We start from the raw sequence: 25,565 nt of genomic DNA, 5'->3' as shown, positions 1-25,565 counted from the left end.
AGCCGGGGGACGGGGGAGGTGGCGCATGTCAGACAGCCCCCACCTCGGCAAACTTGGCGTGCAGGATCTCGCCGTCGAACGGCTTCATCACATAGTCATCCGCGCCCGCGGCCAGCGCCTCGGTGATCCTGTCCACAGCCGTCTCGATGGTGCAGAACAGCACCTTGGGACTGCCGCCGTCCGGCATGGCGCGCAGGCGCCGCAGGAAGGTCAGCCCGTCCATGACCGGCATGTTCCAGTCCAGCAGGATGACGTCGGGCATGGCGCCCGTGCAAAAGGTCAGGGCCTCGGCCCCGTCGGCCGCCTCGTCGACGTCGAAGCCCAGAGCCTCGACGATGCGACGCGACACCTTGCGGATGATGCGGCTGTCATCGACGATCAGACACAGTCTGGAGCTCAAGATCGGATTCCGTTCGGATTCGGGGCGGATGGGGGCCTTATGATCGCAAATCGGCGGTTAACGAGGCGTTGGCGAGGGGGCTTAAGACCTCTTAACCAGATGTTGCCAGCGGCAGGGTGACCACCAGCTCGACGCGTCCCTCGTCGGTCGTGACCTTCAGGGTACCGCCCTGGCCCCGAACCGAACGCCACAGCCAGTGCGGCTGAATCCACTGACCGGGCAGGCCGTCGCTCAGTTCGGCCCCGGACAGGCCTTCGATGGCTTCGGGTTTCAGGCGGGCGCGCGACCCTTCCGAGACCGTGGACAGGATCAGGGCTCCCCCCTCCTGCCGGGCGGAGATCGTGGCCGTGCCGCCCGTCGGCAGGGCGCCGACCGCAACATAGGCCAGATTGACGAGGATGCGGGCGTGCGGCTTGGCATAGTCACCGTCTGGCACCTGCCAGTCGATGGTCGCCCGACCGCCGGACAGCAGGTCCGTGACCGTGGACTGCAGTTCAGCGGCGGAGAAATTCTGGTTCGACGTGGCCGCGCCATAGGCCACGCGGGCGTAGCGGACCAGCGCCACCAGCTTGGCCGCGCTCTGTTGCATCAGGTCCAGCGCATCGGCGTGCATGTCGGCCGAGTCGGGATCGGTCATCAGGTCCAGCGCCGAGCTCATGGCCCCCGCCGGGCTGATGAAGTCGTGGCACAGCTTGGCGACGATCTGGGTGGCCAGTTCGGTCTCGTCCCGGTCGGTGACCGCCCCGGAGGGATCCGCGGACGGGGTGGCGAAGGCGGGGGTCGTCATGGGCTGCGCAAACTCCGGATCAGGTCGCGCGACAGGCTGACCTGATTTGCCGGTTCGGGAAACCGCCCGGATCGTCTATCACCCGCCCCATGCACGATTCCCTCAAGGCTGATTTCGACAGCGGGCGCCTGATCGCCACCCTCTCTGACCTGGCCGAGGCGGCCTCGGCTGTGATCCTGCCCTACTGGCGCGCCGATGCCGAGGTGATGACCAAGGCGGACGACAGCCCCGTCACCCTGGCCGACCGTGAGGCCGAGGCCCTGATCCTGGCCCGGCTAGCCGACCTGTACCCCGGCGTGCCGGCGGTGGCCGAGGAGGCCTGCGAGGCCGGGGGTCGGCCCGAGGCGGCGGCAGACTGCTTCTGGCTGATCGATCCCCTCGACGGGACCAAGGGGTTCGTCCGGGGCGGCGAGAGCTTCAGCGTCAACATCGCCCTGGTCGAGGCCGGTCGGGTGGTGGCGGGTGTCGTGTCCGCCCCTGCCACGGGCCTGACCTGGGTCGGCGATGCCTCGGGAGCCCGCCGTCGCCGCTTCGGCGAGGCGTGGCAGACCATTCAGGTGCGCAACCGGCCCGACGCAGCCCAGGCGCTTTTGAGCCACAGCCTCAAGGACGAGGAGGCCGAGGCCCTGTCGGCCCGGCACGGATGCGCGGCCTGGACCGGCATGGATTCCTCGCTGAAATTCTGTCTGATCGCCGAGGGCCGTTTCGACGTCTATCCGCGCACGGGCCCGACGTCGGAATGGGACACGGCCGCCGGTCAGGCGGTTCTGGAGGCCGCAGGCGGTAGGGTGCTGGGGCCGGATAGCCAGACCCTCGCCTATGGCAAGCCGGGCTTCATGAACGGGCCGTTCGTGGCCATGGGCGGCTAGACCGCGTCGGGCACGTGACCCAGCAGGTGCTCGGCCCGATCCGCGATCAGCAGGGCGCCTTCGTCGCGAGCGGCGGCGGAAGCCTCAACCAGCACCAGACGTACCGGACCGGGTGACCGGTCCAGCAGGCGGGCCCGCGCCAGGGCGATCCGCGCAAGGCCGATCTGGTCCACGGCCCAGGCCGTCGGACGCGGGCGGTCCATGGCCAGTCGCGAGCGCAGCCGCGCCGCCAGCCGGTCGAGCGCCAGCAGGTCGCCGTTCGCCTCGGCCTCACGCACTTCGCCGTCCAGCCGCTCGTCCGCCAACGCCAGACCCAGCTGGGTGCGGGTGGCGACCAGCTGGTCCAGCACCAGCCCCTGATTGGCCTCGGGCGTCAGACAGGCGGCGCCGGGGACCGACATCGAGCGCGCGAGGGTGACGGTGGCCCAGTCCATCGGGCTGTGGTCGGCGGTGAACTGGTCACAGGCGGCATCGAACAGGGCGCGACCCTGCTCCAGCGCCTCGGCACTGTCTGCAAGGGTGGCGAGGGCCGACAGGCCGGCCCCGCACATCGCCAGGGCCCGGGCCCGCGTCAGGGGGCGCCGCTCGGACGGACAGGCCTCGACAAGATCGCGGAGTTCGCGGCCGGCCTGATCCAGCAGACGCGCGTCGCGCTGCTCGATGCCGGTCATGAGGGTGAGGGAGGCCCGGTCCAGCTTGACGGCGTCGAGCAGCGGACCGGATCGGCGTGACAGTTCGTGGACCGCCTGATCGAGGAAGGCCATGGCCTGCAGGCCGTCGCCCTGATCGGTTCGGGCCAGTCGCGCCATGACCTGGGCATGGATGCCGGCCAGCCGGGCCGAGGAGGCGCCCTGCGCCGTCTGGCCCTTCAGGTCCTGGATCAGCGAACGGGCCCGCGTCAGGGACTCAGGCCCGCCATAGAGATCGAAGCTCAGCACCATGGTCTCGGCCAACGCCATCACGGCCTCGGCGCGCTCGCCATTGTTGCGGGCCGCCTTACGCGCATCCAGCGCCGTCAGCCGCGCCTGCTGCAGGCTGTCGGGGGCGCCCGACCGCCGCGCGTGCTCGCGCCAGAGGGCGGCGGCCAGCAGCCAGGCCTGGTGGGGACGCGAACAGGTGGTGCGGCCGGCGTCGATGGTCTGGCGCCGCGCCTCGCCGCGGAGCACCTCGACGTCGATCAGTTCCAGCCAGCCGAGATCCTGATCGGCCTGATGACCGTCGAACAACCGCCTGAGATCCCGCCCGAACTCGAACATGGGCCACGCTCCAAATCGTCCCGACGCGGGACGCAGTGCCCGCCGTAGACCCTGTCAAAGCAAACGCGGGGCCGCGGCGGCGGTTCGCTGCGTCCGGACAGGAAATCAGAGGCCGAGTTCTTCGATCATCCGATCAATCAGAACGTCGCTGATCGCCAGGAACTCGGATAGCTCGCGTTCGATGTGGGCGCGGGTCACGCCGCCGTCCGTGATGACGTAGCGCTCGATGGCGATGCCGTTGTCGTACAGCACCACCTTGGCGATGCTGTATTCCCGGTTGAAGGTGTTGGCGAGCGTCTCCAGCGTCGGGCGTTGCTCGGGCGAGTAGCTCCAGCTGGCGGTCATCGCGAGGCCGAGGCAGCCGTCTGGCATGGACTCCGTCTCGCAGACCCGCTGTTCGACGGTCATCAGGAATCCGTCGCTGACCGTGATGGTGAAGACGCCCGGCTCGGTCTGCTTGACCTGCTCATAGTCCTGGCCGTCCAGCAGGGTCTGCACGTCCGCGGCCGTCAGGGCGTAATAGACCTGTTCAGTGCCGCGCCGGCTCTGGGCCTCTGCGGGCAAGGCCAGTCCCAGGCCCAGGGTGGCCAGCACGACCGCGATGACGAAACGCATGATGATCCCTCCGTTGTTCGAAGCGATCCTAAACCGAGGACGGCGGCGGTGACCAGATGACGAAGGCTGACGACGTCAGCCCCGCTCGTTCACCGGAACGCTCGATTAACCCAGAAAACACGCATCCCGTGAACGGATGACTGCGAGTGTCGGGCTCCCAGCTTTGTCACCCGGCGGCGGCCCAGAAATGTTCGACAGAGAGGTCTTCAACAGGGGGCGCGCGCTTCGCCAGACCTATCGTCCGGATGGTCAGTGGACCGGGTTCCTCTGCGTCGTGGGAGCCGTGTTCGCGGTGTCAATCATCGCGCAGCTGGCCGCGGCCCCGTCCTGGGTCTGGCCCGGCATGGCTGCGCTGTATCCGGGATCTATGGCCAGCTGCGTACCGGACGGCCAGCAGGCCGGTATGATGATTTCGAGGAGCGTGGCGGCCCTCTCCGTGACGGGAGGCGCCATCTACTACCTCATCAGGATATGGCGCGCGGGCGCCGCTGGAGTCCCCACCAGGGTGGGGATCGGCAGGCGCCCGGCCTACACCTTTGTCGTCTTCCTGGTCCTGGCGATCCTTGCGTTCGCCCTGCCGGAAAATCACCGGGGGGTTGCCCTTGGCTGCGACGATGCGCTTCGCGACCCGCTGTTTTTCTGGCTGATGGCCCTCGCGGCAACCGCGGTCGCCGCAGGCTGCCAACTCTTCACCGACGCCCTCCACATCCGCCCGCGCTAGGGGTTCGTGACGCCCCTTGATGCAAGAGGATGCGCTGCGGGTGCAGCTCTCTCGCCTCTGCGACTGGAGAGGTGGCTTTCGCACACGTGCATAGGCGGGCAGGATGCTGTCCTGTCGATGCGCAGGAGTCTCTCTCGATGAAGTCCTGGATTTTGGCTACCGGCGCTGCCCTCAGTGCCTTTGCAAGTCCGGCGGCGGCCTGCACCTTGGCCGACTGGAATGTCTATGAGGAGATGCTCCGACCCTCCATTGTGGACCTTGTCGACACGGCGGCCACGATCGACTGGGTTCGGGTTGACGTGTCGGGCCGGCCCGACTGCGCGAGAGAGCCCGACTACGCAGTCCTGGGGTTTGACCAGGCCGAGGTGGCCTGGGGCGCCATTGAGGGCTGCGTCGGTCCGGACCGGGAGAACCAGACCGAATTCACTGCCCTTGTGGAGGAGCATCTGAAAGGGCGATCCGAGCGCACATTTCCCCTGATCATGCGCCATCCCGCCGGGTACTCAGAGGTCAACGACTACCACTACCCTGAACGCTGGCAGCGGTTCAGCGATGTCTCCCTGCTTTCGCTATCGGATGAAATCCGGATCCGGTTTTACCTTCAGGGAGTGGCCTCCGGCGGCCACCGAGGCATGGGCTTCTGGGACAATCCGGCGTCCTTCTATATCCACGATGGTACCGACAGCTGCGGCGGCCAGCCCACGTTTCACCCGGCGTTGCCCTATATCGTTTTTCGCGATGCCAAAGGCGGCGTAATGGCCATGGAACCGGCCTTTGCAGACGATGAACTTCTTGCGCGTCTGCGAGCCCGACGGGAAGACCCCGCCTTCGATATCCGCCGGACGCTGCCGGTGGAGGACTTCCTTGCCACTCTTCAAGGCCTGATCATGGCCCGGATTGACGAATGTACCGCTCCCGACGTGCGAGGATTTTCGCAAGGGGCACAGGTCACTGTGCTGCGGGGGGACCCCGGGTTCATCTTCGAGGGACAGTTCAGTTACGAGGGTGACTCCGGTGTTGGACACGATGCCACTTCTGCATCAGACCTCGCTGTGGACCCGGAGGTCCCCCCTGAAGAGGTGGAGGCGAATGACGCCCGGAACGCCGCAGGTGAGGCCTATAATGCCGCTGTCGAAGCGGCAGGGGACGCCGGGCCCTACTACCAGTATGGCCCTCCCGGTTCGACGACTTTCGCCTTCAACGATCTGCCCGATTTCTACGAACTCAAGGGCGAGGCTTGCCCGGTCGGTGCGACCATCCTGATCTACCGGACCCGCTTCCCGGTGACCGGCTCCATGGATTCCGGCTGGTTCGACCAGACCTATCCGGGTTGGCTTGATACCCTGCAGCCGGAGTACCGCGCCATGTACCTGGAGCCGGAGCCGGCATATGCCGTGGGCAGCGTATTGATGCCGGTCCTGGTATCACCGGAGGGACAGGTCCGCGTGGCCGACATCCCGACGGGTCTCAACCTGACCGGGCCCCGGACCTTCGGCGTGGATCAGGCCTTCCGATGGTTCGAGGCGGGAAGCCAGCAGGAGCCCTAGCCCCGTTCCTTGGTCTTCAGGAAGCGGACCTTGGGGAAGCGCTCGCCGACATAGCCGGTTTCCCAGCTGGACTTGGCCAGAAAGACCGGGTCGGCGTCGATATCGCTGGCCATCTGGGGGCGGTACTTGCCCATGAAGTCCTCGATGTCGGCCTTTGTCCCGCCCTCGGCCGGGGCGATCCAGCGGGCCTCGGCGTAAGGGCTGGGCTCGAAAATCACGTCGAGGCCGTATTCCTCGCCCAGACGGTCGGCCATCACCTCGAACTGCAGTTGGCCGACGGCGCCGACGATGAAGTCCGCGCCAAGTTCAGGCCGAAACAGCTGGGTCACGCCTTCCTCGGCCAGCCCCTCCAGCGCCTTCTTGAGGTGCTTGGCCTTGAGCGGATCCTTGACCCGCACGCGCTGCAGGATTTCCGGGGCGAAGTTGGGCAGGCCCTGGAAGCGGACCATGCCGCTCTCTGACAGGCTGTCGCCGACCCGCAGGACGCCGTGGTTCGGAATGCCCATGACGTCGCCGGCGTGGGCCTCCTCGGCCAGTTCCCGGTCGGAGGCGAAGAACATGATGGGCGCATTGACCGACAGCGACTTGCCGGTGTTCTGCACCTTCAGCTTCATGCCGCGCTTGAAGCTGCCCGAGGCCATGCGGAACATGGCGATCCGGTCGCGGTGGTTCGGGTCCATATTGGCCTGGACCTTGAACACGAAGCCGGTCACCTGGTCGTCACCGGGGAGGACGGTGATGTCCTCCGGCGCCGGGGCGTTGCGGGTCTCGGGCGGGGCGGCCTTTTCGGCCTTGAGCGGCTTGGGCGACGGCGCCCAGTCGCCAATGGCCTTGAGCAGGGCCTCGATACCGAAGTGGCGCAGCGCCGAGCCCCACAGCACGGGGGTCATATGGCCCTCGAGGAAGGCGTTCACGTCAAAGGTCGGATAACCCTCACGCACCAGTTCCAGCGCGTCGTTCAGGTCGGCGTGCTCGACGCCCTCGAAATAGCGGTCGGCCTGATCCAGCGGCAGGGCCTCGGGGTGGTCCGGCTCATCGGCCGACCCGGCGGGCTTCCTCGCATAGGGCTGGAAGGTGCCGGTCGCGACCTCGACCATGCCGCGCAAGCGGTTGCCGCTCTCGGCCGGCCACCAGATGGGCGCGGGGTCCAGCTGCAACCGGCTGGCGATCTCGTCCAGCAGGGCCATGGGGTCCTGGGCCTCACGGTCCAGCTTGTTGATGAAGGTGATGATCGGAATGTCGCGCAGGCGGCAGACCTCGAACAGCTTCAGCGTCTGCGGCTCGATGCCCTTGGCGGCGTCCAGCACCATGATGGCACAGTCGGCGGCGGTCAGGGTGCGGTAGGTGTCTTCCGAGAAGTCCTCGTGGCCCGGCGTGTCCAGCAGGTTGAACCGCTTGCCGTCGTGCTCGAACGTCATGACCGAGGCCGACACCGAGATGCCGCGCTCCTTCTCGATCTTCATCCAGTCCGAGCGGGTCCGGCGGTTTTCGCCGCGCGCCCGCACGGCGCCGGCCGCACGAATGGCCCCACCCGCCAGCAGGATATGCTCGGTCAGGGTGGTCTTGCCCGCATCGGGGTGGGCGATGATGGCGAAGGTCCGGCGGCGGGACGCTTCCTGGGCGAGGGAGGCTTGCGACATGGCGCGGGGGGTTAGCGTGTCCCGCCCGTGAAGTCACGCCGGGATCATTCTGCCGCGGCCTCGGCCTCCGGATCGCCTTCCTCTTCCTCTGCGCGAACCACGCCATTGGCCTCGTCGATCAGCTTTTGCGCGGCCTCGGCGCCGTCGCCCCCGTGCGGGGCATTGGCGAGGGGCTCGAGCAGGGCAATGGCGGTTGCCTTGTCCCCGGCGGCGAGGAAGGCGTGACCGGCACCCAGTCGAATGTCGGACAGCTGGGGCGCGGCGATGAAGGCCATCTCCCAGGTCGCAAGGTCATTGGCGTTTGGATAGCCCGGCGCCCCGCTCCGCGACCGGGCAATCAGCAACAGGGTCAGATAGTTGTCCGGATCGACTCGGTAGGCAGTCGCCAGATAGCCGCGCGCAAGGTTCATCAGCATGGGGCGGTCGTCGGGCGTGTCCTCGGCGTCCGCGAAACGGGCCATGGCCATGAATTGCAGGGCCTCGACGTTCTCGGGGTCCCTTTCCAGCAGGCGGGTGAAGGCGGCCTCGCCTGCAGCCCGGTCGCCGATGTGCAGTTCCGCATGGCCCAGCACCAGCAGGGCCAGCGGATCGTCGGGATAGCGGCCGTCCAGACGCCGGGCCTCCTGCAGGGCGACCTCGCGGTTCTCCTCCGACATTGGCATCTTCAGCCGCTGGCCCAGCAGCAGAAGATCGTCGGCCGAGGCCGGCAGGCGGGTGATCTCGATCTCAAGATCGGGCATGTCGATGTCGTAGGTGTTCAGCTCGATCCGGCCATACATATGGCTACGCAGCGTGTCGCGAAGCTGGCCCAGCGAGAGGCCGGTGGCCTGCTGCATGGCGGTGACGGGGTCCACGCCCTGGCGGATCATGCCGAGGTAGGCCTCCAGCTGAACGACCCGGTCGGGCGAGCTCATGAACCAGTGGGTCAGCAGCCAGGCCACCGGATAGTAGGTCAGCCGATGCGGACCGTGTTCAATCTCGCCGAAGCGATTGGTCAGCAACTCCTCCAGTGGCAGCCAGGAGCCGTTCATCAGCCACGAAGCGCGGTTTTCGCTATGGGCGCCGACCTGTATGCGGTCGGGCCAGATGCGGGCGGTCATGACGTATTCGGCCAGACCTTCGACCAGCCAGCCGGGGTAGTAGGTCGAGAAATGCTGGAAGAAGAAGTGGTGCGCGTATTCGTGCAGCAGGGTGAATTCCCCGTCGCCCCGCACCGCCACGGCAAAGATGTCTTCCTCGCCCGGGTAGTAGAAGCCGGCGATCGTATTCCCCAGGCCGGGACGCACCTGCTCAAGGTCACGCTGACGGCGCACCAGATAGATGGGCAGTTTGCGGGCCACGGGTCGGTCCAGCGGCACCCCGAACCGCATGCGCAGGAAGCGATCATAGACCTCGAGCTTCATGGCGTATTCGCGCAAGGGGCGCTCGCCCCCGTCCGAATAGATGATGAAGTTCGGGCTCTCGGCCTTGAGCCAGTCGGCCCGCGCCGGTGCCGCTCCGGCGCTGACGGCCAGCAGCAGGGCGGCGAACAGGGCCAGGCCCAGGCGATTGAAAAAGGTCATGAAGCGGCGCTCCCCCGAACGGATCATGCCACGCTAGCGGGCAGGGACCGGGTCAGGCAAGCGCAGGTGTAGGCCGTCAGGCCGCCATTCGGCCCCAGACAGCGCGGTCGACGGCCACGGTGTCGGCACGGCCCTTGCCGCATTTGGCCTTGAGCTGGGCCAGAACCTCGCCGGGCAGGGCGCAGAACTGCGGCTCGACCAGCGCCGGGTCGCAGCCGGCCTCGGGGGCGGCGAACAGGGCGGCGTTGATGTCCGGACCCCGGTCATGGATCAGCCAGGCCAGACGGCGCGCCCGCGACGGATCGTTGCGATGCAGAAGCGGGTCTTCGGCGAACAGTTCGCAGCCCAGTTCCAGCAGATAGTCAAAGCCCAGCTTCTCGAAACGGCGCGCATCGGCGGGCGTGACCGGGCAGGCCTCGTCCAGATCGAAAACCACGTCGTTCAGAAGAAACAGCATAGGCACACCCACCATCACCAGGGTCATGATCGCCCCGTTGAGTGCACCCTAGCGACCAGCGTTTGAGGTTCCGTTCCCGAACGCGGTTAAGCATTTACGACCAGACGAACGCGGTCAGGCGACCTTTTCGGTCAGGAAGTGGCGGCCGTCGCGATCCTCGATCTCGACCACCCAGAGGTCGCTGTCGAAGCGCGCCTGTCGTTCGATATAGGCGTCGATTTCGCTCTCGACCTGGGTGTCGAGCGGCTGCATCCACAGGCGATCGCCCTCCGGGCCGGTGGCCTCGGAATAGAGGCGGGCCGTGCGGGTGGCGCTTTCATAGACCTTGACCAGCACCGCCCCCGCGCGCTCGTCGCCCTTGCGCGCAACGGTGGCGAAGGCGCCACCCAGCTGGGCCCGGCGGATCAGGGCTCCGACCCAGACATCGGTGGCGAGAAGCAATTCGATAACCCTGCTTTGAAACGCGGCGGGAAGGTCTGGTCCTTAGGCTGTGCATCATGTCGAGGGAAGGAAAGACTGGTCGCCTGAGCACAGCCCTGGCTGTGGCCGGTGCCCTGCTGACCGCCGCCGGGCCCGCCCTGGCCGGGGGGACCGTGCCCTATTACGAGCGCAGCTTCGTGCTCGCAGCCCACGAGCGGTGCGGTCTGTTCAGCGATGAGCTGGGCGCGGCCCTGACCGTATCGACGCGTCAGGCCCGAAGTGCCGCGCTGCGCGCCGGAGAGGATCCCTCCCAGGTCACGGCCACAGCCCGTCGCGCCGAGGCCCGCGCCGCAAACGTTGCCTGCGACGACCCCGAACTGACCATGGTGGCCGACCGGGTTGAAATGGCCTTTGACGGCTGGCGGCGCATGCCGGCCCTGACCTTCCCGGGGCTGGAACAGCCCTGGCTGGCCGACCGGCGCGCCTATTCGCAGGAGACCTGGGCGCTGAGCCAGGCTTCGCGGATCGGGGCCTCGCCCGTCACCTTCGGCCAGACCGGTACCGGCATGCCGATGAAGGCGGTGGTGTCCTTTGTCGGACGGTCGCGCCCCTATGCCGCGCGGGTCGTGATGCGCGACACCGGCGTGCTGGCGCGCCCCTGGCTGGGTCAGGCTGGCGCCTTGCCGCCCACGCCCTCCCGCCGGGCGGTTATGGCCATGTCGCAGGCGCCGGCGTCCCGCATGCTGCTGGCACCCGACCGCAAGGCGGGAGAAGCCTGGCTGTTCCCGGCGCGGCTGGGTCTTGAGCTGGAAGCCCTGGACCCGCGCGAGAGCTTCTGGGTCGAATTCCTGTTCCGTGACGGCAGCGTCGCCCGCGTTCCGTTCGAGGTCGGCGACATCGCCGCCGGGCGCGCCTTCCTGGAGATGGGGCCGCTCTAGCTGTCCAGCGTCTGCGACGCCGCGGGCGCAAAGGCGATGATCTCGGCCCCCGCATGCTCGGCCTCGGTCGCCCCGATCCGGTGGACCGGCAGGCGCACGGTGACGGCCGTGCCCTCGCCAAGGGTGCTCTCGATCGACAGACGCCCGCCATGCAGTTCGCTGAGCGCCCGCGCCAGCGACAGGCCCAGACCCGTACCTTGCGCGCGCTGCTCGCCGCCGCCGGCCTGCTCGAACGGGCGGCCCAGACGCTTCAGGTCCTCGGGTGCGATACCGGTGCCGGTGTCGGCCACGATCAGCTCCAGATAGGGGCCTACGCCCTCGACGGTCACGGTCACCGAGCCTTCGGCCGGCGTGAACTTCACCGCATTCGACAGCAGGTTCAGCGCGATCTGCTTGAGCGCGCGGCGGTCCGCATCGACCGGCAGGGGCACGGCAGGCAGCACGGCCGACAGGTGCACGGCACCCTCGTCCGCCTGAGGTCGCACCAGGGCCATGGCGTCCGACAGCACTTCGCGCGCGTCGAACCGCTCAAGGCTGAGCTGATAGCGCTCGGCCTCGATCTTGGAGACGTCGAGGACGTCATTGATCAGGTCCAGCAGGTGCCCGCCCGCCGAATGGATCGACTCGGCATAGTCGGCGTAGCGATCCGGCAGGGGCCCGAACAGCTTCTGGCGCATGATGTCGGCGAACCCGAGCACGGCGTTCAGCGGCGTGCGCAGCTCATGGCTCATGGTGGCAAGGAAGCGCGACTTGGACCGGCTGGTCGCCTCGGCCTCGGCCCGGGCGGTGTCGAGGGCGACCTCGCGCACATGGGCCTCGGTCGCGTCAAAGGCCTGGGCGATCAGGCGTGGCTCGCCGTCGGGGCTGTCCATCCGGCGAACCAGCAGGGCGACCCGGCGGTCCAGCGCGGTGCGGGGTGTCAGCCGGACTTGAACCTCGCCCCCGTTGGCGGCCGACTGAAGGGCGGTGGTCAGGCTCTGGCGATCGGGCGCGTGGATGGCGGCGATCAGCCCGTCCGCCAGCAGGGGCGCGACGGGCAGGGAGATCGGCGGCACTCCATAGGCCGCGAGGATGCGGGCGTTGGGGTCGAGGATCAGCGTCAGGCCCGGCTGGGACGACAGGACGGCCTCGACCCGGTCAACCGCGGCCTGCGCCTCGACCAGAGCCTCCTCGCGCCGTTCCCATGCCAGCTTCAGGGCGACCGCCATGGCGCCTGCGGCCGACAGCGCCGTGAAGGCAGCGGTGAAGGGCAGGGCGACGCCGGCGTCCCCCATCAGGGCGGCGGCCATGCCGATCAGGGCCGTCAGCCCCGAGGCGGCCGTGCCCAGCAAGGCCAGACGCAGGCCGCCGCGGTGTCCCGCGCCCAGCAACAGGCCGGCCGCGACCGGCATCAGCAGATAGCCGGACAGGCTGCCGCCCACGCCCCCCGACAACAGGGCGGTAATGGCCGAGGCCAGACTCCAGATGCCGAGGGTGGCCAGACGCGCCCGCGCCCCATCGCGCCACAGCAGGGTCAGGCCGGCCAGTCCGGGAACCGCCATGGCCAGCATGCCGAAAAAGGCCGGGCCGCTCAGCCCCGGGCCCGGCTCGATCGCCCGGAGCGCCAGCGCGGCCAGCGCCGTACCTACCGCCCAGGCCGCGTGCGAGGCGGTCAGGGCGGGCAGATCGCGCGGGCGGCGATCGGTCCGGGTCGGGGCGGGGATGGGTTGCAAGGGAGGTCCGACAGGGTGAACAGAACAGGCCGGGGTCCGGCACCTCCAGCCTACCGGGCGGCGCGAGTCGCTGCGAGGACGCTCCCGTCTCAGGGGATTGCCGGACCGGGGACGGGCGTCGAATTCTGGGGAACAACGATCCGTTAACGATTAACGGACAGCCCCTGATTGCGATGAGGGGTGGACAGACCTATTCCAGAGCCATGTCGCCGCCCGTTCCCACCGAATCACTCGACGAAGTCCTCGCCGATCTCAAGGACTCCTTTGACCTGCTCGGCGACTGGGAGCAGCGCCTCGCCTATGTGATCGAACTGGGGCAGGGGCTGGATCCGCTGCCCGATGCGGATCGGCTGGAGGCCAATCTGGTGCCGGGCTGCGCGGCGCGCGTCTGGCTGGCGGTCGAGGACGGGGGCGAGCGCCTGTGGTTTCGGGCCGATTCCGACAGCGCCATCTCCAAGGGCAATATTGCCCTGCTGCTCAGCCTCTATTCCGGGCGGACGCGGGCCGAGATCCTCGACTTTGACGCGCGCGCGGCGCTCGACGCGCTGGGCCTGCCGCAGGCCCTGACCCGCCAGCGCGCTAATGGCCTGAACCAGATGGTCGGCCGGATCCGCGAGGCGGCGCTGGCGCCCGCCGGTTGAACCCGTGTCTTGGCGGTTCGGCGAATTCAGACGGTGAAAAACTACAGTCTGAATGGTCTGAACCGTCTGAATAGTCTGGAACGACACCCTGCCGGTCACCCGGCATAGTGATCGACCAGGGCCTGCAGCGCCTGCTTCAGCACCGTCTTGCCCTGTCTGCGCCGGAGACCCAGCTGGCCCTCGGCGGCCTGAAGCGCCGATCCCCGGATACAGACGGCGTCCAGCATGGGCGACAGGCGCGGGCCGGCCGCTTCGAGCGCTGCGGCGACGCGGCGACCGGCGGCCAGGGCGGCGTGACCCGGCTCGACCCGGGCGGCCGTACCACCGCCCGACCGGGGCAGGGCATCCCAGCGCTGGGTCAGCGAGGGTCCCTTGAGGGCCAGTTCCGCATCGCGGGTCAGGCGGAGACCTGCGGCCACCTCCTGAGGGCTCAGCCAGGGCCGGCCGGCCGCATCGCGGCGCCGGGCCAGCCAGGCGATGGCGCTGTCGCCCTGATTGACCCGCACGGGAAGCCGGGTGCCGTCGGGCAGCAGCCGGGGCTCCAGCGCCTCGATCCGGCCCGGTGCACCGCCGGGTGTGCCCGACGTGTCGGGTCGCACGGCGCGCCGGACCTGCCAGCCGCCCCCGGTACGAACCGCCAATCCGGGGCTGTGGGTCAGCGCCACGAACTCGGCCTCGGTGAGCCGCATCACCACGCGCGATCGCCGGTCGGGGACGAGACGCATGGCGTAGGAGCCAGTGGGCTGCTGCTCGATCCACGCCGCCTTGTCGGCCAGGAGGCGCCGGGCCCGCGCCAGACGGGCGCTGTCGACCGTACCGCTCATCGGGGCAGGGCCACGGGGGCGTCGCCCAGCAGGCCTTGGGCGAAGGCCTCCAGCCGGTCGAGCAGAGTGTCGAGGGCGGGGCGGTCGCGGGCGTCCTCCGCCCAGCGGCAGGCGCTGGATACCGTGGCCCGGTTGACGCCGAAGGCGTGACCGACCCGCTCCAGCGGCCAGCCATAGGCGACATAGGCGAGGTATAGCGCCAGCCATCGGGCGCGGCAGGCGCGGGGGTTGAGGCGGTCCGGTCCGCGCATCTGCTCGGCACTGACGCCGGTGCAGGCCGCAATCAGATGAAGGGCCAGCCCTGCACGGATACGGTCGGCTTCGGTCACGGGAACGCGGTAGGTCTGGCTCATGGCCCTTTCCTTTCTCTCAGGGGTTCAGACCGGAAGGATGAGGCCGCGCCCGGTCGAGATAGGAAATAATACCTAACATACGTCAGATTGGGTCGCAGGGGCCGCTGCGACCGACGGTGCCGGCCCGCGATTTCGCGGGCATGTCGGCCCGGCCAGGCGGACCAGGCGGGGGCTCCCGCAAAAATTTCACGCGCTTGACTCGCGGACTCTCGACGCCGATTCGCAAATCAGCCTACGATTCGCCTCTAGCCCTTGATCGGTCGAGGGGAGCGCGCAAGCGGTCTCCGACACCGTGAATCAAGGGCCGGGTTTCTCCTGAAGCCTGATCCGACCGGAAAACCGCTTCACACTTTTCCGGATCAGGCTTTGGGGGGTGACGTTAACTGTTCTTAAGGTTTTGGACCGTTAACGTCGGAACAAGGTTACCTGTGCGTGCTGCGACAGGACCACAGTCAAGCTTTGCCGCGGAGGGCAATCATGCGCGTCCTGTTGATTGAAGACGATCACGCCACGGCCCAGAGCATCGAGCTGATGCTCAAGTCCGAAGGCTTCAATGTCTACACCACCGATCTCGGTGAGGAAGGCATCGATCTGGGCAAGATCTATGACTACGACCTGATCCTTCTGGACCTCAACCTGCCCGACATGAACGGCATCGAGGTTCTGCGTCAGCTGCGCGTGGGCAAGGTCAACACCCCGGTCATGATCCTGTCGGGCACCAGCGAGATCGAAACCAAGGTCAAGACGTTCGGCGGCGGCGCCGACGACTATATGACCAAGCCCTTCCACAAGGACGAACTGGTCGCCCGGGTGCACGCCGTGGTGCGTCGCTCCAAGGGTCACGCCCAGGCCATCATCCACACCGGCGAGATCGCCGTGAACCTGGACGCCAAGACGGTCGAGGTCGACGGGCACCGCGTGCACCTGACCGGCAAGGAATACCAGATGCTGGAGCTGCTCTCGCTCCGCAAGGGCACGACCCTGACCAAGGAAATGTTCCTGAACCACCTGTACGGCGGCATGGACGAACCCGAGCTGAAGATCATCGACGTCTTCATCTGCAAGCTGCGCAAGAAGCTGGCGACGGCTGCGGGCGGCAAGCACTACATCGAAACCGTCTGGGGCCGTGGCTATGTGCTGCGCGATCCGCAGGAAGGCTCGGGCTCGGTCAGCGCCGCGGCCTGATCCTCGCCTGACAAGACAGCAAAAAGGCCCGCTCCGGTTTCCCGGGGCGGGCCTTTGTCATTCCGGGCCGGGCCGATCAGAAGTAGGTCATGGCCTCGGTCATCAGGATGTCCTCCGACCCCACCGTGAACTTCAGGGCGTCGAAGCTGGGAATCCCCATGATGGGGGTGCCGCCGCTGGAGAAGGCGAAACCTTCGGCCGGCATGCCGGACGGGCTCATATCGAACTGCTCATTGTCGTTGGCGTCATGCATGACCATCAGGGCGTAGGTCCCCGGCGCGACGTCGGTGAAGACCAGATAGACCTCTCCGGCCTCGTTCACTTCGGTTTTGGCGGTGTACTCGCCGTGGGCGACCATGAAGGTCTGCTGGCTGGACAGGGTCGCCAGCATATGACCGCCGCGGGCCTCGACACCGGTCAGGGTGACGCGCACATCGGCGGACTGGGCAAGGGCGGTGGCCGGCAGGGCCAGGCAGGCGGCCGCGACCGCGAGGGAGGACAAGAGGGGCAGGCGCATGGAAATCTCCGGTTGGGTAACTCGCCAAGCACTTTAATATACAAAGTAGATGGACGCAAGGCCGGCACGCGACAGGCGGGTTGTGCCTTTTCCCCAGAGCGGGTCGTGGTTGAGGTTCCCGTGCGGAACGGTCTCGGCTATGACGGTGTAACCGATTACACGCGAGTGCCTGCCTGATGTCATTTCCCGCCTCCCGCACGTCCGAAGCCCGCCTGTCGTCGGAAGCGACCCGGCCCGGAACGGCAGGCAAGGCGGCGCCCCATGCGGAGCGGATCGAGAGCCTGATCTCGGCCATGACGCTGGAGGAAAAGGCCGGGCAGCTGACCATCATGCCGGCGGCGCTGGCACCGGCTCCGGCCAATGCCGCCAACCCCGCCGCCGTGCCCGGGTCGATCGAGGAACAGGCCCAGGCTGTGCGCGAGGGCCGTCTCGGCGCGGTGTTCAATGGCGACTCGGCCGACTGGCACCGCCGCATGCAGACCGTGGCGGTCGAGGAGTCCCGTCTGGGGATCCCCCTGCTGCTCGCCGCCGACGTCATCCATGGCTTCCGCACCATCTTCCCCGTGCCGCTGGCCGAAGCCGCCGCCTTTGACGCCGATCTCGCCCGTCGGACGGCCCGGGCCGCTGCGGAAGAGGCGACCGCCACCGGGATCGCCTGGAATTTCGCGCCAATGGTCGACATCTCGCGCGACGCCCGCTGGGGCCGGGGCGTCGAGGGTGGTGGCGAGGATGTGCTGCTGGGCTGCACCCTCGCGGTCGCCCGGGTAGAGGGATTCCAGGGGGACAGGGGTCTGGCGGATGCCGGCGCCATGCTGGCCACGCCCAAGCATCTGGCGGGCTATGGCGCCGGAACAGGCGGCCTCGACTACAACAGCGTTGATGTTTCCGAGCGCACGCTCCGCGAAATCCACTTCCCGCCGTTCCAGGCGGCCTTCGAGGCCGGCGCCCTTTCGACCATGGCGGCCTTCAATGATGTGGCCGGGGTTCCGGCCCACGCCAATGCCTGGCTGATGAAGGATGTGCTGCGGAGCGAGTGGGGCTTCGAGGGCTTTGTCGTCTCGGACTACACCGGTGACTTCGAGCTGATCGCCCACGGCCTGGCCGAGGACGAGCGCGACGCGGCGCGGCTGGCCTTCCAGGGCGGCGTCGACATGAGCATGAGCAGCAACCTCTATGCCGAGCATCTGCCGGACTTGGTGCGCTCGGGCGTGATCGCCGAGGCCGACGTCGATGTGGCGGTGCGCCGGGTGCTGACACTCAAGGCGCAGCTGGGCCTGTTCGACGATCCCTACGGACGGCTGTCGCCCGAGCGGGTCGAGGCCAATGACCAGCCCCGCTATCGGGACCTGGCGCGCGAGGCCGGTCGCAAGTCGATCGTGATGCTGAAGAATGAGGGCGGGGTGCTGCCGCTCCGGCGCGACCGCAAGATCGCCCTGATCGGTCCCTTCGCCGAGGGCCGCGACCATCTGAACGGGCCGTGGGTGCTGTTCGGGGACCCGGCTTATGCGGTGCCGGTCGACGAAGGCTTCCGCGCCGCCATGGACGACCCTGCGAACCTGACGGTCGTGCGGGGCTCCGAGGCCGAAGCCCCGCTGGAGGGCGGGATCGAGGCGGCGGTCGAAGCAGCCCGGGGCGCCGATGTCGTCGTCATGGTGGTCGGCGAGGGTGAGCGCATGTCGGGCGAGGCCCAGTCGCGCATCGACATCTGCATTCCCGAGCCCCAGCGTGATCTGATCGCGGCGGTGATGGCGGTCGGCAAGCCCGTGGTTCTGGTGCTGAAGTGCGGCCGGGCCCTGGTGCTGGACGAGACCGCGAAGCAGGCACAGGCTCTGGTCGTCGGCTGGTTCCTGGGCGTTGAAACCGGCCATGCCCTGGCCGATGTGCTGTTCGGCGCGCACGCGCCCAGCGGCCGCCTGCCGATCAGCTTTCCGCGCCATACCGGCCAGTCGCCCTTCCACTATGACCGCAAGGTCACCGGGCGGCCGCCGTTGTCGCTGGAGCACGGCGAGGAGTTCAAGGCGCGCTACCGCGAGACGCTGAACGTCGCCGAATGGCCGTTCGGCCACGGCCTGACCTATGGCGATCCGGTCTATGAAGGACTGGACGTCGGCGACGGCACCCTGGCGTGGGACGGCGAGCTGGAGGTGTCGGCCACGATTACCAACCGGGGCGACCGGGCAGCCGAGGAGCTGGCGCAGCTGTACATCCACGACCGGGCGGCCAGTGTGACCCGGCCGATCCGGCAGCTGAAGGGCTTCCAGCGCGTGCGGCTGGAGCCGGGGCAGAGCGCACGGGTGCGCTTCACCCTGACGCGGCGCGACCTTATGTTCATCGGGCGTGAGCTGTCATGGACGGTCGAACCGGGCCGGTTCACGGTCTGGATCGGGCCGAATGCCGAAAGCGGCCTGGAAGGCACGTTCGAACTGCTGGCCGGCGACGCCGCCTCAGCCTGAGGCCAGGGCCCCGGCGACCGCGTCATAGAGCGGGGTCGCGGTGCCGGAGGCATCGAACAGCAGCGGACTGTCGCGCCCGTCGTCGCGTTCGTCGCGGCGGAGCCAGCTGTCGGTATCGCGCGCGCCCCAGACGGTGAAGGCATAGCGCTGGCCCGGCGGCAGGGCCATGAAGGCCTCGGCCAGTTCGGTGACCCGGGCGATCTGGCGGGCCTGGCGTTCGCCCGCGCTGCGGAGGTCGATGCGGCTGTCGGAGCGGAGCGAGGCATCCAGTTCCGACACATGGACGGGCAGGCCGAAGGCTCCCGCCTCGCGCAGGAAGGCCGTGATCTGTCCGTCAGGGATGTCGATATCCAGATGGGACTGGCTGCCGATGCCGCCCAGCGGCGTGCCAGCCTTCAACAGCTTATCGACCAGTCCAAGGAAGGTCGCGCCCTTCCGGGGCAGGTTTTCCAGATTGTAGTCGTTGAGGAACAGGACCGCGTCGGGATCCGCCTCGTGTGCGACGTCGAAGGCCCGGCGGATGTGGTCGATGTCCCCCAGCCCCTCGGACCAGTGGTGGCTTCGCAGGCCGTCGCCGTCCTCGGCCACCGCCTCATTGACCACGTCCCAGCCCACGGTCCGGCCGCGATAGCGGGTGACGACCTCGCGGATGTAGCGGTCGTAGTCGGCGGCAAGGGTCTTGCGGTCGAGGCCGGCGAAAGCCTCGGCCCCTTGCGAGTACCAGATCAGGGCATGGCCGTGCAGGCGCAGGCCGCTATCGGTGGCGAAGTCCGCGCACCGGTCGGCGAGGGTGAAGTCGAGGCTGCGATCCGGCCTGAGGATCGCCTCCATCTTCATTTCCCACTCGGGCGTGAACTGGGAGAAATGGGTCAGCACCACGTCGCGCCAGCCGGCGTCGTCGAACTGTCCCGACATGCCGCAGACGCCGACGGGGCAGGGCGCCAGATCCTTCAGGGGACTGACGGGGCCGAGCGGTGGGGTGGAGGGGGCGCTGCCACAGGCGGCGAGGGCCAGCGGGGATGCCAGCAGATGCCTGCGGGTCAGCCGGAAATCAGGCACGGCGCCTGAGGCCGAGGGCGTCGAAGGCGGCGGCTTCGCGGCGCTCGGCGGCAGCCAGGCGCTCCAGCCGGGAGATCTCGGCCACGTGCTCGAATTTCTTGAGTTCCTCGAAGGCGCCGGTCAGGGCGTCGCGGGCGCCTTCTTCCTCGGCCTCGAGCTGGCCCAGGTCGGCCTGGGCGGTGGATTTGCGGTGCTTCCAGCCGTCCAGATAGGCCTGCAGCAGCATGTTGGCATCGGTATCGCTGCGGGCCCGCTCGCGCTCGAGCTCGACCTCGGCATCCAGAACGGCCAGTCGCATTTCAGCGGAGGCGCGGCGAGAACCGATCTCGGCCAGGCGCTTCTGAAGGGTTTCGACCTCATAGGTCGAGATGCGGATCAGGGACCGGGCCCAGGTGGTCATGACGTCACTCCACTCGCTCTGCCAGACCTTGGTTCAGAATGCTTTCCAGATGACTAAAGGCGGTCGCAAGATCGCAGACCTCCTCAGGTTTCTGGGACAGGAAGGCTTCCAGCGCCGGATTGAGGGCGATGGCCCGGTCGGTGATCGGATCGGCGCCGGCGCGATAGGCCCCGATCTTGATCAGCTCTTCCATATTGGCATAGGCGCTCAGGCACTGGCGGGCCCGGCGGTTCAGTTCCTGCTCGGGCGGCGTCTGGCACCCCGGCAGGGTCCGGCTGACGGATTTCAGCACATCGATGGCGGGGAAACGGCCACGCTCGGCGATCTTGCGGTCCATGACGATGTGGCCGTCCAGGATCCCGCGCACCGCGTCGGCGATGGGCTCGTCGTGATCGCCGCCGTCCACCAGCACAGTGAACAGGGCGGTGATGGCGCCCGTGGGCCGCCCGTCGGCATGGACGGGCCCGGGGCCGGCCCGCTCCAGCAGCTTGGGCAGTTCGGAGAAGACCGTGGGGGTGTAGCCCTTGGTGGTCGGGGGTTCACCGGCGGCGAGGCCGATCTCGCGCTGGGCCATGGCGAACCGGGTGACCGAGTCCATCAGGCACAGGACCTGCTTGCCCTGATCGCGCAGATATTCCGCGCAGGCCAGGGTCATATAGGCGGCCTGGCGCCGGGTGAGGGCGGGCTCGTCCGAGGTCGCCACGACCACGATGGCGCGGGCCAGACCCTCGGGCCCCAGGGTCTCCTCAATGAACTCGCGGACCTCGCGGCCCCGCTCACCGATCAGGCCGACCACCACGGCATCGCACTCGGCGCGGCGGGCCAGCATGGACAGCAGCACCGACTTGCCGACGCCGGAGCCCGCGAAGATGCCCATCCGCTGGCCGCGGCAGGTGGTGGCGAAGACGTCCAGCGCGCGCACCCCGGTGTCGAGGCGATGACCGACGCGGCCCCGGGTGTGGGCCGGGGGTGGTCCGGCCCTGAGTGCATAGGAGCGCGACCCCTGTTCCAGCGGGCCCTTGCCGTCGATCGGCTGGCCGAAGGCATTGACGATGCGGCCCAGCCAGGCGGCGGTGGGGCGGACCACGCCGGCGGTCTCCACGATCCGGATGTCGGCGCCGGGGGCCACGCCCTCGACCGGGCCGAAGGGCATCAGCAGGGCCTTGGCCTCGCGAAAGCCGACGACCTCGGCGGGCAGGGGGGGCAGGCCATGGCGCTCGATCTCGGCCCGGGCGCCGACCGCCAGTCGCGTCAGTCCGCCGCGCGACTCGATCAGCAGGCCGCTCACCCCAGCAACCTTGCCGGTAACGACAAGGGGATCGACGGCCTGGACTGCGGCGACGAGAGATTGCAAGGCGGGCCCCGGAAGCTGGCCTCCAGCCATCGGCCAACGTGGTTAACGATTGACTAATTTCCGGCCCGCAGCAGGAGTGGGCTGTGGGTCGGTGCTGCCCTTTCCTGTATCTCGCCCTGAGGTCGGCTTACAGATCGCCCGTAGCCCTTGCATGACGGCGGATCGTGCCGATCTGAAGAGGCCTTTTTCGAGTCCGGAGACCTCCCCCATGACCGGTTCCATCCCCGCTTCGCCCGACATGTCCCGCCACGCCCGCGCCGGTCGCGGCAAGGTCTATGGCTCGATCCTCGAGACCATCGGGGACACGCCGCTGGTCGAACTGCCGCGGCTGTCGGCCGAGCTGTCCCCGAAAGCCCGGGTGCTGGCCAAGCTGGAGTTCTTCAATCCGCTGAGCTCGGTGAAGGACCGCATCGGACTGGCGATGATCGAGGCGCTGGAACAGGCCGGCAAGCTCAAGCCCGGTGCGGTGCTGATCGAGCCGACCAGCGGCAATACCGGCATCGCCCTGGCCTTCGTGGCGGCGGCCAAGGGCTATCGCCTGATCCTGGTAATGCCCGAGAGCATGTCGATGGAGCGCCGCAAGATGCTGGCGCTGCTGGGCGCGGAACTGGTGCTGACGCCGGCGGACAAGGGGATGAAGGGCGCCATCGCCATGGCCCAGGATCTGCTGGAGCGCACCCCCGGCGCGGTCTCGCCGGCCCAGTTCGACAATCCCGCCAATCCCGCCATCCACCGGGTCTCGACCGCCGAGGAGATCTGGGCGGACACCGACGGGGCCGTGGACATGGTGATCGCCGGGGTCGGGACCGGAGGCACGATCACGGGCGTGGGCCAGGTGCTGAAGGCGAAGAAGCCGTCGGTGCAGATGGTGGCGGTTGAGCCCAACGACTCGCCGGTCCTGTCCGGAGGCGAACCCGGGCCGCACAAGATCCAGGGTATCGGCGCCGGCTTTGTGCCCTCCATCGTCGACCGGGACGTGATCGATTCCGTGGAACAGGTCAGCAATGACGAGGCCTTCGACATGGCCCGGCGCGCGGCCCGCACCGAGGGACTGACCGTCGGCATCAGCTCGGGCGCCGCCCTGACAGCCGCCTTCCGCCAGGCTGCCCGCGACGAGAATGCCGGCAAGACGATCGTCGTCATCATCCCGAGCTTTGCCGAACGCTATCTGTCCACGGCGTTGTTCGAGGGGCTGTAGGGCGTCCTATGAGGGAAGAGGATCTGCCCGACCCTGAGGCGTTCAGTCAGTTCCATCCCTTCATCAAGGGGGTGTTCAGCCAGTGGCATCCCACGCGCTTCACTCTCGGGGACGAGACCTTCGTCAATGCCGAGCAGTGGATGATGGTGCAGAAGGCGCGACTGTTTGCGGACCACGGGGTTGCATCTGCCATTATGGCCACGGACGACCCGGCCGTGCAGAAGCGACTGGGTCAGACCGTCTCGGGCTTCGACGACGACGTCTGGCGCGTTCACAGGGTGCGCATCGTGCATCAGGGCAATCTGGCCAAGTTCAGCCAGAACGAAGGAGCCGGCCGCCAGTTGAAGGCCACGGCTCCGGCCATGCTGGTCGAGGCCAATCCGCGCGACTGGAACTGGGGAAACGGCCTGGCGCTCGACGACCCCGGGAATCACGATCCCGGAGCCTGGAAGGGCAGAAACCTGCTGGGCCGCGTTCTGACTCTGGTCCGCGACCAGGTCTGAGCCTTGGCCGGGGTTCTAGGGCGCGTAGAGCCCGGCCAGAAGGCCGATGCCGATGATGGGCAGGATGCCGAGGGAGGCGAAAATCTGGATGGCGAGGGTCAGGGCTACCCCCTTGGCCACGCCCGGACCCCAGGACTGGTACCAGCGTCCGCCCCCCATCCGCAGGAAGGTGATGACGCTGGCGACCAGCAGGAACAGCAGCCAGTAGCCGCTGAAAGCCGGATCAAAGGCGAACGGGCTGAGCGGCAGGCTCAGGATGGTGAGGGCGTTCAGAAAGGCGAATGTGGCCCGAAAGGCCCGGCGCCAGCCGAGGTCGTCAGGGTCCCACCAGCGAAGCAGCGGCGCGCAGACCAGGGCGTAGACGGTCAGGAGGATGGGCACCATGGTCAGGCTCATCCAGTTGTCGGCGTCGGCAATGAAGCCCTCGCGAGACTTGCCCGAGGCCTCGATCACCGGCTCGATCGCCTCTGCCGGGAAGGCCTCGAGATAGATGCCGGTTCCTCCCTTCAGGAACAGCACCAGCATCAGCAGGCCGCACAGGGTCAGATACAGCCGGAGCGGCCGGGCATAGTGGCCGCCGCCATCGGGGCCCTCGACCATATAGGTTTCAAGCAGGGCGCGCGGGCGGATCAGGCTGTCGCGCAGGGTTCGCCATTCCGCGCGGCCGAAGCCAGTGGCGTCCTCGCTCAGCTCATGCAGTCCCCGGTCGTTCATGACGTGCCCCCCGCCTCTTCAAAGCCCAGCGGGCCGAAGGGTGCAAGAGCCATGACGCGGGGCGTCTTGACCGGCGGTTAACCGAACCCGGCGAGGATTGGATCGACATGACCCAGCCCCTTACCAGCCCGCAGGATGGTGCGCCCGAGGCCGGGTCGGACTCGACCTGGAAGGCGCGCCATGCCCTGCTGAAGCGGCTGGCGGATGTGGTGTCCCTGCCGACCAGCCGGATCAATGCATTCGAGCGGGCTGTGACCGGCGATCTGCTGGTCGAGATGGCGCGTCTGGCGACCCCGTCCGACCGGATGAAGATGGCCCATCGGCTGGCGCCGCTGTCGGAGCTGCCGAACGGCCTGATGCGGTTGCTGCTCCGGGATGAGCCGGCCGTGGCCGGGGTGCTGATCGAGAATTGCGCGGGTCTGACGGACGCGGACCTGTTGTCGTGTGCCCGCGATACCAGCCATGACCACCACATCCTGATCGCCGCCCGGCGCGGGGTCTCGGAGGTGGTGTCCGAGGTGCTGATTGAGGGTGCGCATGCCGATGTGGTCGAGGCGCTGCTGCGCAACACGACCGCGCGCCTGTCCCAGACGGCGATCGAGATGGCGGTGGCGCTGAGCCGCAACCAGCCGAAGCTGTGCGAACACCTGTTGCGGCGGCCGGAGCTGAGACCATCGGGCGCCTATGTGATGTTCTGGTGGTGCAATGCGCAGGACCGGCGCACCATCCTGCAGCGCTTTGCCGTGTCGCGGGAGGTGATGCAGGAGGTGTCCGAGGACATCTTCGCCCTCGCCGCCGCGGAAGGCTGGCAGGACCCGGTGTCGCGCAAGGCGCTGCAGTTCATCGAGCGGCGGCAGCGCAACCGCGGTGCCATCGACAAGAGCCCGTACGACAGCCTGGAAGACGCCATCGTGCAGATCGAGCGCGCGGGCATGGGCCGCGAGTCGGCGGCCGAGATCGCTTACCTCTCCGGGGTGAAACCGCTGACCGGCGCCAAGATCCTGGGTGATCCCGGCGGCGAACCGGTGGCTATCCTGTGCAAGGCGACGGGGCTGGACCGGCAGTATCTGACGGCGCTGTGGCGTTCGATGAAACGGCCCGAGACCTTGCCGGACGGGCGCGTGGATCCGACCTGGGAGCGGGTGCAGACGACCTTTGAAATGCTGGCGGTCGACCGGGCGCAAACGGTACTGCGGTACTGGAACTGGTCGCTGACCTCGGCCATGACGCCCGCCCTGCTGAAAGCCATCCGGGACGGAGAGACCGACGAGGTCGATGAATACTCCATGCCGGAACGCACGGCGATGATGGCGCTGGCCCAAGATTTCGGGCGCTAGTTTCGCGCCACGCGTCTTGATTGAGCTTAATAGCGTCGCTTCAATTCAGAAAAGCGGTCCTGACAATTGCGCGATCACGCCGATTGTTCTATCAGCGCGCCAT

The 25,565-nt window shown here is 68.1% G+C and carries 26 protein-coding genes; 10 read left to right on the top strand and 16 right to left on the bottom strand.

The annotated features are described in order from the left end of the window. Window positions 1–28: 28 nt before the first annotated feature. Complete coding sequence (locus tag LC068_RS06815; protein ID WP_209118359.1) at window positions 29–400, bottom strand: response regulator; 372 nt, start codon at window positions 398–400, stop codon at window positions 29–31. 91 nt (window positions 401–491) lie between these two features. Further along, window positions 492–1,187 (bottom strand): histidine phosphotransferase ChpT, encoded by a 696-nt coding sequence (gene chpT / locus LC068_RS06810; protein WP_226635713.1) that lies wholly within the window; start codon window positions 1,185–1,187, stop codon window positions 492–494. Window positions 1,188–1,276: 89 nt separating this feature from the next. Here chpT and cysQ point away from each other — a divergent pair, with 89 nt between their 5' ends. Continuing rightward, window positions 1,277–2,056 (top strand): 3'(2'),5'-bisphosphate nucleotidase CysQ, encoded by a 780-nt coding sequence (gene cysQ / locus LC068_RS06805; RefSeq protein WP_226635711.1) that lies wholly within the window; start codon window positions 1,277–1,279, stop codon window positions 2,054–2,056. On the opposite strand, the gene LC068_RS06800 is transcribed toward cysQ, so the two are convergent. Together LC068_RS06800 and LC068_RS06795 are read right to left on the bottom strand one after the other, a co-directional pair. Further along, window positions 2,053–3,312 carry a hypothetical protein gene (locus LC068_RS06800; protein WP_226635709.1) on the bottom strand — a complete coding sequence of 420 codons (1,260 nt, stop codon included), beginning with the start codon at window positions 3,310–3,312 and terminating at the stop codon, window positions 2,053–2,055. The genes cysQ and LC068_RS06800 overlap by 4 nt on opposite strands. Before the next feature lie 105 nt (window positions 3,313–3,417). Next, window positions 3,418–3,927 (bottom strand): YbjN domain-containing protein, encoded by a 510-nt coding sequence (locus LC068_RS06795; RefSeq protein ID WP_226635707.1) that lies wholly within the window; start codon window positions 3,925–3,927, stop codon window positions 3,418–3,420. Between the two features lie 187 nt (window positions 3,928–4,114). On the opposite strand from LC068_RS06795, the gene LC068_RS06790 reads away from it, so the two are divergent. After that, window positions 4,115–4,648: a hypothetical protein gene (locus LC068_RS06790; RefSeq protein ID WP_226635705.1), complete on the top strand. Its 534-nt coding sequence runs from the start codon at window positions 4,115–4,117 to the stop codon at window positions 4,646–4,648. A gap of 137 nt (window positions 4,649–4,785) precedes the next feature. Then, window positions 4,786–6,195, top strand: coding sequence for a hypothetical protein (locus LC068_RS06785; protein ID WP_226635703.1), 1,410 nt, complete (start codon window positions 4,786–4,788; stop codon window positions 6,193–6,195). Here LC068_RS06785 and LC068_RS06780 read toward each other — a convergent pair. The 4 genes from LC068_RS06780 to LC068_RS06765 all read right to left on the bottom strand — a co-directional run bounded on the left by LC068_RS06780 (window position 6,192) and on the right by LC068_RS06765 (window position 10,295). After that, entirely contained in the window at window positions 6,192–7,835 is a 1,644-nt protein-coding gene (locus LC068_RS06780) for a peptide chain release factor 3 (protein WP_226635701.1), read from the bottom strand. The genes LC068_RS06785 and LC068_RS06780 overlap by 4 nt on opposite strands. Before the next feature lie 44 nt (window positions 7,836–7,879). Beyond that, window positions 7,880–9,397, bottom strand: a complete 1,518-nt coding sequence (locus LC068_RS06775; RefSeq protein WP_226635699.1) for a tetratricopeptide repeat protein — start codon at window positions 9,395–9,397, stop codon at window positions 7,880–7,882. A 76-nt stretch (window positions 9,398–9,473) separates the two neighbouring features. Then, window positions 9,474–9,881, bottom strand: coding sequence for a hypothetical protein (locus LC068_RS06770; RefSeq protein WP_226635697.1), 408 nt, complete (start codon window positions 9,879–9,881; stop codon window positions 9,474–9,476). 87 nt (window positions 9,882–9,968) lie between these two features. Next, entirely contained in the window at window positions 9,969–10,295 is a 327-nt protein-coding gene (locus LC068_RS06765; protein ID WP_226635695.1) for a DUF1491 family protein, read from the bottom strand. Window positions 10,296–10,351: 56 nt separating this feature from the next. Between LC068_RS06765 and LC068_RS06760 the strand changes: the two genes are divergently transcribed. After that, complete coding sequence (locus LC068_RS06760) at window positions 10,352–11,212, top strand: hypothetical protein (protein ID WP_226635693.1); 861 nt, start codon at window positions 10,352–10,354, stop codon at window positions 11,210–11,212. Here LC068_RS06760 and LC068_RS06755 read toward each other — a convergent pair. Continuing rightward, on the bottom strand, window positions 11,209–12,924 hold the full coding sequence (locus LC068_RS06755; protein ID WP_226635691.1) for a sensor histidine kinase: 1,716 nt from the start codon (window positions 12,922–12,924) through the stop codon (window positions 11,209–11,211). The genes LC068_RS06760 and LC068_RS06755 overlap by 4 nt on opposite strands. 203 nt (window positions 12,925–13,127) lie before the next feature. Here LC068_RS06755 and LC068_RS06750 point away from each other — a divergent pair, with 203 nt between their 5' ends. After that, entirely contained in the window at window positions 13,128–13,565 is a 438-nt protein-coding gene (locus LC068_RS06750) for a SufE family protein (RefSeq protein ID WP_226635689.1), read from the top strand. 95 nt (window positions 13,566–13,660) lie between these two features. Here LC068_RS06750 and LC068_RS06745 read toward each other — a convergent pair whose 3' ends face one another. Both LC068_RS06745 and LC068_RS06740 read right to left on the bottom strand, forming a co-directional pair. Further along, entirely contained in the window at window positions 13,661–14,389 is a 729-nt protein-coding gene (locus tag LC068_RS06745; RefSeq protein ID WP_226635687.1) for a DUF6456 domain-containing protein, read from the bottom strand. Continuing rightward, window positions 14,386–14,742: a chromosomal replication initiator DnaA gene (locus LC068_RS06740; protein WP_226635684.1), complete on the bottom strand. Its 357-nt coding sequence runs from the start codon at window positions 14,740–14,742 to the stop codon at window positions 14,386–14,388. Before LC068_RS06740 ends, LC068_RS06745 begins: the two co-directional genes overlap by 4 nt. A 477-nt stretch (window positions 14,743–15,219) precedes the next feature. Here LC068_RS06740 and ctrA point away from each other — a divergent pair, with 477 nt between their 5' ends. After that, window positions 15,220–15,927 (top strand): response regulator transcription factor CtrA, encoded by a 708-nt coding sequence (ctrA, locus tag LC068_RS06735; protein ID WP_226635682.1) that lies wholly within the window; start codon window positions 15,220–15,222, stop codon window positions 15,925–15,927. 76 nt (window positions 15,928–16,003) lie between these two features. Here the strand turns inward: ctrA and LC068_RS06730 are convergent, their stop codons facing one another. Beyond that, window positions 16,004–16,444 carry a DUF2141 domain-containing protein gene (locus LC068_RS06730; protein ID WP_226635680.1) on the bottom strand — a complete coding sequence of 147 codons (441 nt, stop codon included), beginning with the start codon at window positions 16,442–16,444 and terminating at the stop codon, window positions 16,004–16,006. Window positions 16,445–16,620: 176 nt separating this feature from the next. Here LC068_RS06730 and LC068_RS06725 point away from each other — a divergent pair, with 176 nt between their 5' ends. Beyond that, window positions 16,621–18,897: a glycoside hydrolase family 3 N-terminal domain-containing protein gene (locus LC068_RS06725; RefSeq protein ID WP_226635678.1), complete on the top strand. Its 2,277-nt coding sequence runs from the start codon at window positions 16,621–16,623 to the stop codon at window positions 18,895–18,897. Here LC068_RS06725 and LC068_RS06720 read toward each other — a convergent pair. From LC068_RS06720 to fliI, 3 genes are read right to left on the bottom strand one after another with little or no spacing between them, the layout of a single operon-like run. Beyond that, window positions 18,889–19,956 carry an endo-1,4-beta-xylanase gene (locus tag LC068_RS06720; protein ID WP_226635676.1) on the bottom strand — a complete coding sequence of 356 codons (1,068 nt, stop codon included), beginning with the start codon at window positions 19,954–19,956 and terminating at the stop codon, window positions 18,889–18,891. The genes LC068_RS06725 and LC068_RS06720 overlap by 9 nt on opposite strands. Then, window positions 19,949–20,356, bottom strand: coding sequence for a flagellar FliJ family protein (locus tag LC068_RS06715; protein ID WP_209118389.1), 408 nt, complete (start codon window positions 20,354–20,356; stop codon window positions 19,949–19,951). Before LC068_RS06715 ends, LC068_RS06720 begins: the two co-directional genes overlap by 8 nt. Before the next feature lie 4 nt (window positions 20,357–20,360). Further along, a complete protein-coding gene (gene fliI / locus LC068_RS06710) occupies window positions 20,361–21,710 on the bottom strand; it encodes a flagellar protein export ATPase FliI (protein WP_209118391.1) in 1,350 nt (449 codons plus the stop codon). Window positions 21,711–21,918: 208 nt separating this feature from the next. Here fliI and cysK point away from each other — a divergent pair, with 208 nt between their 5' ends. After that, the gene (gene cysK / locus LC068_RS06705) at window positions 21,919–22,908 is read left to right on the top strand and encodes a cysteine synthase A (protein WP_404825200.1); all 990 of its coding nucleotides are present in this window, start codon (window positions 21,919–21,921) and stop codon (window positions 22,906–22,908) included. An 8-nt stretch (window positions 22,909–22,916) separates the two neighbouring features. Continuing rightward, the gene (locus LC068_RS06700; RefSeq protein ID WP_226635674.1) at window positions 22,917–23,411 is read left to right on the top strand and encodes an NADAR family protein; all 495 of its coding nucleotides are present in this window, start codon (window positions 22,917–22,919) and stop codon (window positions 23,409–23,411) included. 15 nt (window positions 23,412–23,426) lie between these two features. Here LC068_RS06700 and LC068_RS06695 read toward each other — a convergent pair whose 3' ends face one another. Then, on the bottom strand, window positions 23,427–24,125 hold the full coding sequence (locus tag LC068_RS06695) for a hypothetical protein (protein WP_226635672.1): 699 nt from the start codon (window positions 24,123–24,125) through the stop codon (window positions 23,427–23,429). 107 nt (window positions 24,126–24,232) lie between these two features. Between LC068_RS06695 and LC068_RS06690 the strand changes: the two genes are divergently transcribed. Further along, complete coding sequence (locus LC068_RS06690; RefSeq protein WP_226635671.1) at window positions 24,233–25,462, top strand: DUF2336 domain-containing protein; 1,230 nt, start codon at window positions 24,233–24,235, stop codon at window positions 25,460–25,462. The last annotated feature ends 103 nt before the right edge of the window (window positions 25,463–25,565 follow it).

It is taken from the genome of Brevundimonas poindexterae (assembly GCF_020524625.1).
GTDB lineage: Bacteria > Pseudomonadota > Alphaproteobacteria > Caulobacterales > Caulobacteraceae > Brevundimonas > Brevundimonas poindexterae_A.
The sequence above is the reverse complement of the archived record's forward strand: the minus strand, read 5'-3'. Positions and strand labels throughout refer to the sequence as shown.

Excerpts from the sequence above, each read along its gene's own strand:
- chpT (WP_226635713.1), bottom strand. The coding sequence starts at position 1,187 with ATGACGACCCCCGCCTTCGCCACCCCGTCCGCGGATCCCTCCGGGGCG.
- cysQ (WP_226635711.1), top strand. The coding sequence starts at position 1,277 with ATGCACGATTCCCTCAAGGCTGATTTCGACAGCGGGCGCCTGATCGCC.
- LC068_RS06800 (WP_226635709.1), bottom strand. The coding sequence starts at position 3,312 with ATGTTCGAGTTCGGGCGGGATCTCAGGCGGTTGTTCGACGGTCATCAG.
- LC068_RS06795 (WP_226635707.1), bottom strand. The coding sequence starts at position 3,927 with ATGCGTTTCGTCATCGCGGTCGTGCTGGCCACCCTGGGCCTGGGACTG.
- LC068_RS06790 (WP_226635705.1), top strand. The coding sequence starts at position 4,115 with ATGTTCGACAGAGAGGTCTTCAACAGGGGGCGCGCGCTTCGCCAGACC.
- LC068_RS06785 (WP_226635703.1), top strand. The coding sequence starts at position 4,786 with ATGAAGTCCTGGATTTTGGCTACCGGCGCTGCCCTCAGTGCCTTTGCA.
- LC068_RS06780 (WP_226635701.1), bottom strand. The coding sequence starts at position 7,835 with ATGTCGCAAGCCTCCCTCGCCCAGGAAGCGTCCCGCCGCCGGACCTTC.
- LC068_RS06775 (WP_226635699.1), bottom strand. The coding sequence starts at position 9,397 with ATGACCTTTTTCAATCGCCTGGGCCTGGCCCTGTTCGCCGCCCTGCTG.
- LC068_RS06770 (WP_226635697.1), bottom strand. The coding sequence starts at position 9,881 with ATGACCCTGGTGATGGTGGGTGTGCCTATGCTGTTTCTTCTGAACGAC.
- LC068_RS06760 (WP_226635693.1), top strand. The coding sequence starts at position 10,352 with ATGTCGAGGGAAGGAAAGACTGGTCGCCTGAGCACAGCCCTGGCTGTG.
- LC068_RS06750 (WP_226635689.1), top strand. The coding sequence starts at position 13,128 with ATGTCGCCGCCCGTTCCCACCGAATCACTCGACGAAGTCCTCGCCGAT.
- LC068_RS06745 (WP_226635687.1), bottom strand. The coding sequence starts at position 14,389 with ATGAGCGGTACGGTCGACAGCGCCCGTCTGGCGCGGGCCCGGCGCCTC.
- LC068_RS06740 (WP_226635684.1), bottom strand. The coding sequence starts at position 14,742 with ATGAGCCAGACCTACCGCGTTCCCGTGACCGAAGCCGACCGTATCCGT.
- ctrA (WP_226635682.1), top strand. The coding sequence starts at position 15,220 with ATGCGCGTCCTGTTGATTGAAGACGATCACGCCACGGCCCAGAGCATC.
- LC068_RS06730 (WP_226635680.1), bottom strand. The coding sequence starts at position 16,444 with ATGCGCCTGCCCCTCTTGTCCTCCCTCGCGGTCGCGGCCGCCTGCCTG.
- LC068_RS06725 (WP_226635678.1), top strand. The coding sequence starts at position 16,621 with ATGTCATTTCCCGCCTCCCGCACGTCCGAAGCCCGCCTGTCGTCGGAA.
- LC068_RS06715 (WP_209118389.1), bottom strand. The coding sequence starts at position 20,356 with ATGACCACCTGGGCCCGGTCCCTGATCCGCATCTCGACCTATGAGGTC.
- cysK (WP_404825200.1), top strand. The coding sequence starts at position 21,919 with ATGACCGGTTCCATCCCCGCTTCGCCCGACATGTCCCGCCACGCCCGC.
- LC068_RS06700 (WP_226635674.1), top strand. The coding sequence starts at position 22,917 with ATGAGGGAAGAGGATCTGCCCGACCCTGAGGCGTTCAGTCAGTTCCAT.
- LC068_RS06695 (WP_226635672.1), bottom strand. The coding sequence starts at position 24,125 with ATGAACGACCGGGGACTGCATGAGCTGAGCGAGGACGCCACTGGCTTC.
- LC068_RS06690 (WP_226635671.1), top strand. The coding sequence starts at position 24,233 with ATGACCCAGCCCCTTACCAGCCCGCAGGATGGTGCGCCCGAGGCCGGG.